10 protein-coding genes are annotated in these 11,872 nt (G+C 48.9%); 5 read left to right on the top strand and 5 right to left on the bottom strand.

What is annotated here, in order from left to right:
* The first annotated feature begins 86 nt into the window (after window positions 1–86).
* The gene (locus tag HLG76_RS04205) at window positions 87–371 is read left to right on the top strand and encodes a hypothetical protein (protein WP_175993125.1); all 285 of its coding nucleotides are present in this window, start codon (window positions 87–89) and stop codon (window positions 369–371) included.
* Between the two features lie 45 nt (window positions 372–416).
* Here the strand turns inward: HLG76_RS04205 and HLG76_RS04200 are convergent, their stop codons facing one another.
* Entirely contained in the window at window positions 417–1,550 is a 1,134-nt protein-coding gene (locus HLG76_RS04200) for a multidrug effflux MFS transporter (RefSeq protein WP_077661420.1), read from the bottom strand.
* Window positions 1,551–1,652: 102 nt separating this feature from the next.
* Here HLG76_RS04200 and HLG76_RS04195 point away from each other — a divergent pair, with 102 nt between their 5' ends.
* On the top strand, window positions 1,653–2,423 hold the full coding sequence (locus HLG76_RS04195; RefSeq protein ID WP_077661421.1) for a helix-turn-helix domain-containing protein: 771 nt from the start codon (window positions 1,653–1,655) through the stop codon (window positions 2,421–2,423).
* 27 nt (window positions 2,424–2,450) lie between these two features.
* Here the strand turns inward: HLG76_RS04195 and HLG76_RS04190 are convergent, their stop codons facing one another.
* The 3 genes from HLG76_RS04190 to HLG76_RS04180 all read right to left on the bottom strand — a co-directional run bounded on the left by HLG76_RS04190 (window position 2,451) and on the right by HLG76_RS04180 (window position 5,029).
* A complete protein-coding gene (locus tag HLG76_RS04190; RefSeq protein WP_077661422.1) occupies window positions 2,451–2,918 on the bottom strand; it encodes an ASCH domain-containing protein in 468 nt (155 codons plus the stop codon).
* 225 nt (window positions 2,919–3,143) lie between these two features.
* On the bottom strand, window positions 3,144–4,391 hold the full coding sequence (locus HLG76_RS04185; RefSeq protein WP_175993124.1) for a cysteine desulfurase-like protein: 1,248 nt from the start codon (window positions 4,389–4,391) through the stop codon (window positions 3,144–3,146).
* A gap of 2 nt (window positions 4,392–4,393) precedes the next feature.
* Window positions 4,394–5,029, bottom strand: coding sequence for a 2OG-Fe dioxygenase family protein (locus tag HLG76_RS04180; protein ID WP_021024275.1), 636 nt, complete (start codon window positions 5,027–5,029; stop codon window positions 4,394–4,396).
* Between the two features lie 596 nt (window positions 5,030–5,625).
* Between HLG76_RS04180 and acnA the strand changes: the two genes are divergently transcribed.
* Window positions 5,626–8,370, top strand: a complete 2,745-nt coding sequence (gene acnA, locus HLG76_RS04175; protein WP_368656342.1) for an aconitate hydratase AcnA — start codon at window positions 5,626–5,628, stop codon at window positions 8,368–8,370.
* Window positions 8,371–8,410: 40 nt separating this feature from the next.
* Here the strand turns inward: acnA and HLG76_RS04170 are convergent, their stop codons facing one another.
* Window positions 8,411–9,454: a glycosyltransferase family 9 protein gene (locus tag HLG76_RS04170; protein ID WP_175993123.1), complete on the bottom strand. Its 1,044-nt coding sequence runs from the start codon at window positions 9,452–9,454 to the stop codon at window positions 8,411–8,413.
* A 96-nt stretch (window positions 9,455–9,550) separates the two neighbouring features.
* Between HLG76_RS04170 and HLG76_RS04165 the strand changes: the two genes are divergently transcribed.
* Together HLG76_RS04165 and HLG76_RS04160 are read left to right on the top strand one after the other, a co-directional pair.
* Entirely contained in the window at window positions 9,551–9,952 is a 402-nt protein-coding gene (locus HLG76_RS04165) for a diacylglycerol kinase (protein ID WP_077461428.1), read from the top strand.
* 73 nt (window positions 9,953–10,025) lie between these two features.
* Entirely contained in the window at window positions 10,026–11,855 is a 1,830-nt protein-coding gene (locus HLG76_RS04160; RefSeq protein ID WP_175993122.1) for a DUF3413 domain-containing protein, read from the top strand.
* Window positions 11,856–11,872 lie beyond the last annotated feature (17 nt).

Raw genomic sequence — 11,872 nt, 5'->3', positions numbered from 1 at the left:
TACGCCTTACGCATTGCAAAAATGTCGTGCTAGGGCTTGTTTGATGTCCTAAGATGGCGCCACGATTAAAAACAACGAGTAAAACCATGCAAGAAGAAGCCAGTACGCGTATCGAAGATCTGATTACGGTCGTCGAGAATCAAATTACTGACCAAGAGCCTAAAAAAGTCGCCGAGACAGTTATGCGTCTACGTATGACCGGCTATTCCCGCGAAGAAGCTATTGAATATATCGCGTGCGCATTGATGGTTGAGATTTACGACGTTAGTCAAAATAACGGGCAGTTCACACTATCACGTTACGAAGCCAACTTAGACACCTTGCCGGACATGCCATGGGCCGATGAGATTAATTTGGATATCGGTGAGTAAACCTTAGTCGGCTTAGTCGCGACAGTGCCCGCCTAAAAACGCAGTTCAGACCGATTTTGTCTGCCACCACCCAATGCACATCGCGACTATACTACTGACAGTCAAGCTTATCCCCAGAGCTTGCTCTGCTCCTACGCTTGCTAATCCAATACCAATTAACCCGTAATAGAGCATACCGAATAGGGCACCAGCCGTACCGACACAATCAGCATAGTGGCGAAGCGCGTATGCGAGGATGTTAGGGATCGCAATCCCATACGCCATCACAACGAATATCATAGGCATCACAAACCAAGGACTGGTTTCTAGCCTCCAAACCGCAATACTTCCTAGGGTAGAGACGAGGCCAGACAATAAAAGTAACGGCTTATACACCCAGCCTCTTGCTAAAAGCTTCTTATTCACAATGGCCCCAATACCAATCCCTAGTGCTAAGATGCAACCTGAGTAGCCATACCATGAGGGCGGGATGCGCAAAGTGCTAAAATAGAAAGGCGCAAGCTGATAGTAAGCAAATAAATTAATGTTAAATGCAGCCACCAAGACAGCACTGAACCAGACATCACCATCCATCATTAAGCGTCGTAAAACCGGCGCCATCGGAGGAAGAGAGTTATCAGCCCTTAGGGTCTCAGGTAAACACTGATAGGCGTAGAGGAAAAGCCCTACAGACGTAATAGCCAGCCCAATAAATACCCCTTGATAACCAAGAAAACCTACCAATAACGCTCCAGCCAACACGCCAATCGCAGGGCTCAGTGCAATGGCAATCCCCATCACTGCGAACATTCGCGCCAATTGGGTACGACTATAGCAATCTCTAATCATCGTTTGCGTACCAACTGACCCAACCGCGGCACCAAAAGCCGCCATGACTCTGGCTATCAAAACAAGGCTAAAATCAGAACTAAACACGGCAAGCAAGCATGCCATCGCATAGACCCCCAAACCAGCGAGCATACTCAGCCGACGACCTATAACATCACAAGCTCTCCCCCAAAAAACAACGCCAAATGCAAAAGCAACAAAGTAGCTAGATAAGGTTTGCGAAGCGATATCGGGAGTAACCGAAAAGTGTAAAGCAAGTTCGGGGAGCGCCGGGCTGTAAATCGTTTCTGCAATTTGCGGAAACATCATTAAAGCCATAGCTAAAGTCAGGCTAAAAGTCCGTGTTTGCATAATGACCTCTGAAGAAAACAATGAGGTCTTAGACTACCAACATCAGCACCTTGTCTATTATAATATAAAAGACAATAAGTTTATAAAATAAGACAATTTGTAATGGCATGGCTCAACAGCGACGATAACTTTGATCCTGATATGCTCGATAATTCGGTGCTGGGGATTGGTGCTGACTTAACCTCGCACGACTCAGGCTTTCACTATCACCAAAAAGGCCAATTACTCTTTAGTCAGCATGGCTGTATGCGGATAACCCTCGCGAACTCAGTCAGTATCTTGCCTCCCACTCGAGTTGCCTGGATTCCGGGCCAATGCAAGCATAGGGTTGAGATGCAACACACGGTAGGCTACCGCTCGATCTATTTTGACCAAAGGGTAATCACCCAATTACCTACTCAGTTAATGATCCTGACGACAACACCATTACTAACAGAAGTTCTGGAGCGTATTGCTCTTTCTTCGTTTACGACGGATTGGCAATGTGGCGCACCAGCCAACCTTCTCGCTGTATGTATCGATGAGCTGACAAGCGCTAAAGAAGAAACAATGACGTTGCCTTTGCCGGCGGATTATCGTTTATCGCCGCTCCTCGAAATGGATGTACTCCCACCGTTAAAAGAAGCAGCAACACGATGCGGCGCCTCTGAAAAAACGATCACGCGTTTGTTTAAGAAAGAAACGGGGATGAGCTATCAGCAATGGCGACAACAATGGCGGATCATTAAAGCGATAGAGCTACTCGCCGCGGGAAAAAAGCAAGGTGATATCGCCCATCGATTACACTTTGCCAGTGACAGTGCGTTTATCACATTTTTCAGAACCATGCTGGGAGAGTCACCTCGGACTTACATGAAGATGAATCACCATTAAAAAAGCCGCTCTACGCGGCTTTGATTTTTAGAGTGGATAGACTTTCTCAAACTCTTCAAGCACCACATCCGAGTGCTCATCAAAATGCAGGCCGTGTGTTTTGGCGTACTGGGAGAAGTAACCCCAATGCGCTTCGTGCCAACATTGGTAAGAGCCATCTCCCTCGCCTTCACGTGCCGCAAATTCGGCGTTAACTTGGTTAAACGGGCAATAACTCACCTGTGTGGTTTTGACGATACACACGGGTCGCTGGTGACCATTAAGGACGATCTTATAATGTCCTTTTTGAGGGATCACCGCATTTTTCTCTTCCAAAGAGCTGCGCAACCGGCAATGCGCTTTCTTTTTGTTTAGGCTCACTAATGTCGCGACTTCATTCGCTCTCACCGTGTGATGACTTAAGGTGTCCACCACTACTTGATCATCGGCTGGCCGTTGGTCAGAGGGAAGAGTCGCAAGATATTGATGCCAAAAGGCGTTTTGTTCTTCAGTCATGGGTCTCGCCTTAATTATTATTGGTTTCTTTTTAAATGATTTCTTTCTGAACAGCTTCTTGGGCAGTGCTAACAGTGGTGATCATAACGTACGGATAGGCATTCGCCTATGAGCGAGCTAACGTTTCAAGGTTGCATTGTGAATAAATTCACACTTAAATTTCAATCGAGGCCAATTTTAACTAAAAAAAGCGGCTCTTTTGGCCGCTTGAGAGGTTGATTAACCTTAATCGCTAATAAATGGCAATAAGGCTTGGTGTAGCCGGTCAATTTCATCAACGGTGTTGTAATGCATCATACCGATACGGATCACACCGCCTTTGTCTAAAATATCAAGCTGTTCGCACAAACCTTGGGCATAAAAGTGGCCATTCCACACGCAAAAATGTTGCTTCCCTAGCGCTTGCGCCACATCCGCGGGCGTGACGCCTTCAATCCGGATCGCAAAGGTTGGGGTTCTATAAGCCAACTGGTCATCATCCGTGATCCCATAAATGTGAACATTGGGATAGGCCTGCATCAGGTCAATAAAATGGGCGGATAACTGCTGTTCATGCGCCTGATACTGGCGATAGCTTTGTGCCAATCTTTCTCTTAGTGAACAATCAGGATCGCCCCACTGCGCGAGATATTCCACCACCGCAATAAATCCGGCAATCGCCTCAAAACTCTGAGTACCTGTTTCAAATCGACCGGGACCTTGGTTTGTGGCTGGCTCGACTTTGTAAGGTTTCAACGTCTGTACCCACTCAGGCGCCACATATACAAAACCCAGATGTGGGCCAAAAAACTTGTACGCCGAACAGGCAAGAAAGTCACAGCCTAATGCTTGTACATCGACCAAATAATGCGGAGCGTAATGGACAGCATCGACATAGACTTTGGCACCAACCTTTCTTGCCATCTCTACCACGTTTGCTACATCCACCAAACTACCAGTGGTATTTGAGGCCAGCGTCACCGCAATCAGTTTGGTTTTGTCCGTAATAAGACTGACAAGGTGCGTCATATCGATCGAATAATTGGATTCATCCACTCGCACCTGCTTAACAGTCGCCCCTTTATCGTGTGCGGCCTGCTGCCAGCTAGAGACATTAGAATAATGATCGAGTGCCGAGACAATCACCTCATCACCAGCTTGCCAATCACGGCTGATTGCGCGACTTAACGAAAACGTCAACGTTGTCATATTCGGGCCAAAGACCATACAGTCCGATGATGGCGCATTGACAAAAGCAGCGGCGCTATCACGTGCCTGTTGCATCATTGCGGTGGTGTGATGCCCAGAAAAAAATTGTCCCCCCAAGTTCGCATTATAGTGCCCCAGATAAGTCACCATGGCATCCAGTACAGATTGCGGTACTTGCGCCCCCCCTGGCCCATCAAAAAAAGCAACGGATTGGCCGTCAATAGTTTGCGTCAATGCAGGAAAATAGCCTCGTACTGCATGGGGAGAAAAAACTGCCGGTATCATCGTTACTTCCTTGTTGCTGTGAGTACAAATACATCCATCGTGCCTGATTGCGCATGATTAACGGGAGTAATCGGTTCAGCATAATGCCAAAGGGCACGATCATCGAGGGCCGCCATTTCACCCGGCATCAATGGGAGACTAAAGAGTGGTGCGCTAGTTTTGTGACGAAACACCTGAAAATCACCGCCATCAATATTATCGCGGCCAATGCTCACAATGGCGATATGATCAAAGCCGTCTTGGTGAACGCCTTCTGGGGCGACCTGCACAGATTGATTATCCGCCTGAATACGAATCTGGTGGATTTCGATATCATTATCATCACTAAGTTGATAGAGGTCGCGAAAGGTTCGGCACATCGCATGAAACCCTGGCGTTTGTACTGTCTCGGGCTCGATATCTTCAAACGTCCGTGCCACATCACCTTGGAATTCATTGATATCAGAAGTTTGCATAAATGGTCGTGGCGGCAGCTTTTCAACCCCGCCGTCAAAGACATGAACGATCGAGTAACGACGCAGGCGAAATCCACCATCCGCATGCGAAGTGCCAGGTAACCGGTTAAATGAAGGTTGCAGTTGCTTGATATGATGATCATCTAACTGATTAAGCTGCATGAGTAGGGTTGAGGTATTCATGGCTGTCTCCTTTTGTCATGCCGAAGCACACAGTGATGCAATGCAATTGTCAGACAAAAAATTTAACAAATGCGCTACATGGAATAATCAATTAAATCCCCTACTATTTCCAGTTTTACCCCTAGATTTATCGACCAAAAAAGCCCTAAATAGCATTTTAGACTAGTTAAAAACGTTAAGCGATTGAAACGCTCCAGATGCATGATTAACATTTCCAAAACATTAGCATTAATGGCTAACAAAGATGAAAATAGCGATATTTTCCATAGGCAGAATGACTAATTACTGTCACGAAAAGTTGCCATTTAGAATAAATCAGTATGGTTCATTGATACCAAATAAGCCCTTTTTAGCGGAAGCGCCCGCTGATGCAGAGCCTTCTATACTCTCATTGAGTGCGCTATTTGCGCACGTTGTGAAACAAAAGGATTGATCAATGAGAACCATCGACCGTATCGTGATAACGAACCTTTAACTTCAACAAAACCCCATTTACAATAATGAAGGTAAAATAAGCAATCCCCAAGAGAGACTGTTGCCTGCAACGCATGATGACCGTTTCTTTTACTCACAATAACCGACCAGGGGAGGCACCCGTGAGCAATACACCTGATTCCAAAAGCCAAGACAGCTTCAACACCCGGCGTACCCTACACGTCAACGGTGAGAGCTATGATTATTATCGACTTGATGCATTGCCCGAGCCATTCGATATCAGTCGCTTACCCTACTGTTTAAAAGTGCTGTTAGAAAACTTACTACGTAAAGAAGACGGTAAGAATGTCTCTGCGGATGACATTCGTACGCTTTGTCAGTGGCAAGCCGACCACGCCGGACAAGATCAGGTCAATTTCACTCCGGCGCGCGTTGTCCTTCAAGATTTCACCGGCGTGCCTGCCGTGGTTGACTTAGCCGCTATGCGTGCTGCCATGCGCGACTTAAACGGTGATCCGGCCAAAATCAACCCACTCGGCGCGGTTGACCTGGTCATTGACCACTCCGTTATGGTGGACGACTACGGCCATGTTGATTCTCTCCAGAAAAATACCGAGATTGAGTTCCAGCGTAACGGCGAGCGTTACCAATTTTTACGTTGGGGCCAACAAGCATTCTCTAACTTCCGTGTCGTGCCTCCAGGTACTGGGATCGTGCACCAAGTCAATCTCGAATATCTCGCTCCCGGCGTACTCGTCGAAGAAAAAGGTGGCAACAAGTTAGCCATGCCAGACACACTGGTTGGTACAGATTCTCACACCACCATGATTAACGGGCTCGGTGTGCTTGGCTGGGGGGTTGGCGGTATTGAGGCCGAAGCCGCAATGCTTGGGCAGCCTATTACTATGTTGATCCCTGAAGTGGTCGGCTTTGAACTAAAAGGCGAATTGCCCGCGTCAGCTACTGCCACTGACCTAGTACTCACCGTCACCCAAATGCTGCGTGAACGTGGTGTGGTGGGTAAGTTTGTTGAATTTTATGGCCCGGGCCTTGCGAAGCTGCCGTTGGCTGACCGCGCGACCATTGCCAATATGGCACCAGAGTATGGCGCAACATGCGGCATTTTCCCGATTGATGAAGAAACGCTCAGTTATATGCGCCTGACAGGCCGTACCGAGGATCAAATTACCCTGGTCGAAACCTATGCCAAAGCACAGGGCTTGTGGCGCGATGATGATGCACCGGTGGCAGATTACAGCGATACCTTGCAACTTGACCTTGGCGATGTGGTGCCAAGTCTTGCCGGTCCGAAACGGCCACAAGATCGCATCGCCTTAACCGAGGCAAAAAGTCAGTTTGATCAGCTGTTAGAAAAAGAGCAAGCAGCGGCGAATAATGTGATTGCAAGCTTTGCCAGCGAAGGCGGGCAAACAGCCGTGGACAACCCAAGCCTACGCGAACAGGGCAAAGTGGAGGTCGAATACAAAGGAGAAACATTCAACCTTGAGCACGGCGCGGTTGTGATTGCTGCGATCACCTCTTGCACCAACACCTCGAACCCTGCCGTTCTGGTGGCAGCCGGATTAGTGGCACAAAAAGCGCGAGATTTAGGCTTAAATACTAAGCCTTGGGTTAAGACATCATTCGCCCCGGGCTCACAAGTAGTGCCGGCTTATTTAGAAAACGTCGGCCTGCTCGAGCCGCTTGCCGCGCTTGGCTTTAATATCGTTGGCTTTGGCTGTACCACCTGCATTGGTAACTCAGGACCATTGCCTGAACCAATTGCAGAAGCCATTCGTTCCGCGGATTTACTAGCCACTAGCGTGCTATCGGGCAACCGGAATTTCGAAGGCCGTATTCATCAAGATGTGAAAGCTAACTATCTAGCCTCACCACCACTAGTCGTTGCCTACGCACTGGCGGGCAATATGAATATTGATGTTCTCAAAGAGCCGCTAGGAAACGATCAACAAGGCAAGCCCGTCTACCTTAATGATATATGGCCAACGCCAAAAGAAGTGGCAGACACCATTCAAGCAGCAATGACCGACGGGCTTTATAAAAACAAATACGCAGATGTGTTTGCAGGGACCGAGGCATGGCAACAATTACCAGTGCCACAAGATGAGATCTATTCATGGCCCGATTCAACCTACGTTAAAAAGCCAACGTACTTTGACGGCATGACCATGGCACTTCCTGAGATAAAACCTATCAAGGGGGCGCGCTGTGTGGTCAAAGTCGGTGACTCTATTACTACTGACCATATCTCACCCGCCGGCGCAATTAAGCCAGATAGCCCCGCGGGCGAATACTTGAAATCTAAAGGTGTAGAGCCGAAGGATTTCAACAGCTATGGCTCGCGCCGCGGTAACCACGAAGTCATGGTGCGCGGTACCTTTGCCAACGTACGTTTAAAAAACCAAATGGCGCCGGGCACCGAAGGCGGTATGACTACCTATTTGCCCACCAATGAGCAAATGAGTATCTATGAAGCGGCTCAGCGCTATCAAGCCGAGGGGACACCACTTGTAGTGCTTGCGGGTAAAGAGTACGGCACGGGATCAAGTCGTGACTGGGCTGCAAAAGGCACTAACCTATTAGGCATTAAAGCCGTCATTGCTGAAAGTTTTGAACGTATTCACCGTTCTAACTTGGTTGGCTTTGGTGTGCTTCCGTTGCAGTTTAAAGACGGTGACTCCGTTGAATCGCTTGGCTTAAATGGCACGGAAGCATTCGACTTTGACGAGGTTAGCGGCGAACCGTCCACCCTCAAAGTGCGTGCCATGCGGGATGATAAAACCATTGAGTTTAACGTCAATGTCCGCATCGATACCGCGGTTGAGTGGGATTACTACCGCCATGGCGGCATTCTTCACTACGTGCTCCGCCAGCTCGCCAGCTAATACTGGCATCGATACACAAAAGGCCCTACGGGGCCTTTTTCTATTGCTTCGCCATCATGGTTTCAAATGCGTCGATCACCTGCTGTGTATCAATGGCAGCCATCACGTGATCGCCTTTCACCCGCGTGCTCCATGCCAATTGATCAACGGACTTGCCATGTTGCTGTTCAGCAAAGGTTTCATAAACACTGACCACATCCGCGAGATTGTTATAAGGGCCGGTCCGCTTCGGGTTGCTATGGCCATAAAGGCCTAAGACAGGCGTGCCTTGTGTGGTTGCCATGTGTGCGGGGCCAGAATCGGGAGCCAGCACCGCATCGGCGCGTGCGAGCACAGCAGCTAATTGCTTAAGGCTTGTTTGTCCCACCAAGTTAACCAGTGGTGCGTTAGCAGCAGCGATAATGCAGGCGGCCAGCGTTTTTTCACGCGCCGCCGGCGAACCACAAAGTGCCACCTGATACCCTTTACCGACTGCGTAGTCGGCAAATTCAGCGTAGCGCTCTGGTAGCCAGTTGCGCTCATCTTTACTCGCGGCTGGACTGATCACGACAGTAGGCTTGTCACCCAGTTGCGCTTTAGCAAAGGCATGATCGTCTTCAAAAAGTGGTAGTTGCCACTGCGGCGGCATAACCGGCACGCCCAAATATTGAGTGAAGGCGAAAAAGCTATCTAACACATGGCAAGATTGGGTGTCGGGGATCCGTTTATTGGTAAACAGCCACTGTCCCTCTTTCGCTCGATGACGATGAAACCCCACGCGGTGGCGCGCGGCGATCCCCACAGTCAATAAGCTCGCGCGTAAAGCAAGCTGCATATGCACTAACGCATCAAACCGGCGCCCTTTCAGCTGCCGCCAGACGTGACGCATGCCTGCTAATCCCGCTTTTTTATCAAACACCACCAGCTCCACCCCATCAAGCCCAGCTAAAAGCTGTGCTTCAACTTTACCAACCACCCAAGTGATCTGCGTCTGCGGCCAATGGCGCTGCACGGCTTGAATCGCCGCGACCGCATGACAAACATCGCCAATCGCAGAGAGGCGTAAAAAACACAGGGAGCGTGGGGCGTGAGTAAACAGAGGCATAACAAATTCCAATTAAGTTATCGCGCCGATTATGCAGTTGGTTCGGTTAAATGTAAAATGCCAGTCTATCGATCAAATTGTTACGAGAATGTATTTATGGGCGCTAATACATCCCCCTCAGAAAAGCCACGAGGACTGATACGTATCATTAAAGCCACTGGCTATTCTTGGGCTGGATTAAAAGCGGCATATCACCATGAAGCCGCGATCCGTCAAGAAGTTGTATTATTGGCTGCGGCGCTAGTCGTATTGCTCTGGCTGCAATTACCACTGACGGAATCCTTGATGATGTTCAGCGTCATTGTGTTAGTGATTATCGTCGAACTACTTAACTCCGCCATTGAAGCCGTGGTCGACAGAGTGGGTGTAGAGCGCCATGAACTCAGTGGTAGAGCCAAGGACATCGGCTCTGCGGCGGTGTTTGTCAGTTTACTTTTAGCAGGTGTGGTCTGGCTTACCATTTTATGGCATCACTTTGGTGTCCCACTTATTCGATAAAACACGTCGTCATACAACCTGGCAACGCGCCCGTTACGTTGCCAATTGATTAACTCAACTGTGATAAGAAACCATGTCTTTTAAATCGCGACTTCAAACCCATAGCTGGTTTATTGCCATTAACGCCCTTGTATTGATGGCAATAGCCAGCCGCTACTTTGCGTTTCTACCTAGCTTTCCTACTGACCCACTTGGCATCACTTTTATCGTGGTCAGTACCTTTAGCCAGATGGCCTTACTTGCCGCCATTGTTGGCTTGGTAACACTCCCGCTGTTACTGCTGCCAACCAAGGTGCGCCAACCATTGCTTGCCTTGATAGCCTCAGTGGGTGTGATCACCCTTTTCATTGATACCATCGTCTTTGCCCAGTACCGATTCCATATCAATGCCATGGTGCTGGATCTGATCCTCGCCGGACAGATTGTCAGCTTCCCGTTGATTACTTGGCTGATGGTAGTAGGTGGCGTGCTTGCCTGTGTCGCTGCGCAATGGTGGCTACTGGCTGCATTGTCACGGACACGTTTTTCTTCCCAACAGAAAATCGGCAAAAAATTTGCGCTGCTCACGTTTCTTACCTTGCTCGCCACCCACGGGATTCATATTTGGGCCGCAGCCTATGCGTATCAGCCCGTGACAACGGTGAAACGTTATTTGCCGCTTTTTTATCCGGCCACCGCTAACAGTATGATGCGTAAAAATGGCTGGATTGATGAACAAGCTCTAGCGCGCCAAAAGGCGATGGATGTGGATCGCGAAGCCGACCTTAACTATCCCCTTTCGCCGCTAAGTACGACTGAGGTTGCGCAGCCGGTGAATATCATGTTTTTGGTGGTTGACTCATGGCGTGCGGATACCTTCAATGCTGACAACACCCCTAACCTTTGGGCGTTGGCACAAAATGGCCGTACCTATTCACATCACCTTGCGACGGGGAACGCCACCCGTACCGGCATTTTTGGTCTGTTTTATGGCATGCCCGGCACCTATTGGCACAGCTTTCTTGCCAATCAACAATCACCGGTACTGATGGACCGCCTGCAGGGTCTCGATTATCAACTGGGTATATTTACCGCCGCGCAATTGGAAAAACCGGAATTCAACCAAACCGTGTTTACCAAGGTGTCCGATTTACGTAATGGCTCTGAGGGCGATTCTCCCGCCGAGCTAGACGCAGATCTCACTCAAGATTGGATCCGTTGGCACCAGCAGCGTGAGGCCAACCGTCCCACCTTCTCGTTTTTATTTTACGATGCGCCACATGGCTATGATTTCCCTGCAGACTTTACCCCCAAATATCAACCGATGTTGGACGAAATTAACTATCTCAAGCTAAATAACGAGACCGATCCGACACCGTTTTTCAATCGCTACAAGACCAGCGTGCGCTACGTTGATAGCTTGGTGGCCAAGGTCATTGAGGAGCTAAAACAAAGCGGGGAGTTCGATAATACCTTGATTGTGCTCACTGGCGATCACGGCCAAGAAATGAATGACAATCAACTGAATTTTTGGGGACATAACAGTAACTTTACTGACCCACAAATTCATGTGCCTTTCGCGATGGTCGGCCCCGGCATCGATGCAAAGCAGATCGATACCGGCAAGCAGCTAACCAGCCACCAAGATGTTGCGCCCACCCTGATGAAGCATTATTTAGGCGTAACGTCCGATCCGGCCAGCTACGCGATTGGTCATGACTTACTTGCACCAAACCCCGGTCAAGATTGGGTGTTATCGTCAAACTACAGCGGCTATGCGTTGGTCACCGACGACACCATTTTAGAAGTGGGTGCGGGGGGGCAATATCAATACATGGATAACACCAACCGACCTATAGAAAACGCGTCACCTGACTTTGCGCAAATGGAAAAAGCCCTCGAGCAAATTAGCCGTTTCCGCTAGTCCGTTGTTTGCGCGTG

Source organism: Salinivibrio sp. EAGSL, from assembly GCF_013366455.1.
Taxonomy (GTDB): domain Bacteria; phylum Pseudomonadota; class Gammaproteobacteria; order Enterobacterales; family Vibrionaceae; genus Salinivibrio; species Salinivibrio costicola.
The sequence above is the reverse complement of the archived record's forward strand: the minus strand, read 5'-3'. Positions and strand labels throughout refer to the sequence as shown.

Bases quoted from the DNA above. Each gene is read 5' to 3' on its own strand.
- HLG76_RS04170 (WP_175993123.1), bottom strand. From the start codon at position 9,454: ATGCCTCTGTTTACTCACGCCCCACGCTCCCTGTGTTTTTTACGCCTC.
- HLG76_RS04195 (WP_077661421.1), top strand. From the start codon at position 1,653: ATGGCATGGCTCAACAGCGACGATAACTTTGATCCTGATATGCTCGAT.
- HLG76_RS04165 (WP_077461428.1), top strand. From the start codon at position 9,551: ATGGGCGCTAATACATCCCCCTCAGAAAAGCCACGAGGACTGATACGT.
- HLG76_RS04185 (WP_175993124.1), bottom strand. From the start codon at position 4,391: ATGATACCGGCAGTTTTTTCTCCCCATGCAGTACGAGGCTATTTTCCT.
- HLG76_RS04200 (WP_077661420.1), bottom strand. From the start codon at position 1,550: ATGCAAACACGGACTTTTAGCCTGACTTTAGCTATGGCTTTAATGATG.
- HLG76_RS04180 (WP_021024275.1), bottom strand. From the start codon at position 5,029: ATGAATACCTCAACCCTACTCATGCAGCTTAATCAGTTAGATGATCAT.
- HLG76_RS04190 (WP_077661422.1), bottom strand. From the start codon at position 2,918: ATGACTGAAGAACAAAACGCCTTTTGGCATCAATATCTTGCGACTCTT.
- HLG76_RS04205 (WP_175993125.1), top strand. From the start codon at position 87: ATGCAAGAAGAAGCCAGTACGCGTATCGAAGATCTGATTACGGTCGTC.
- HLG76_RS04160 (WP_175993122.1), top strand. From the start codon at position 10,026: ATGTCTTTTAAATCGCGACTTCAAACCCATAGCTGGTTTATTGCCATT.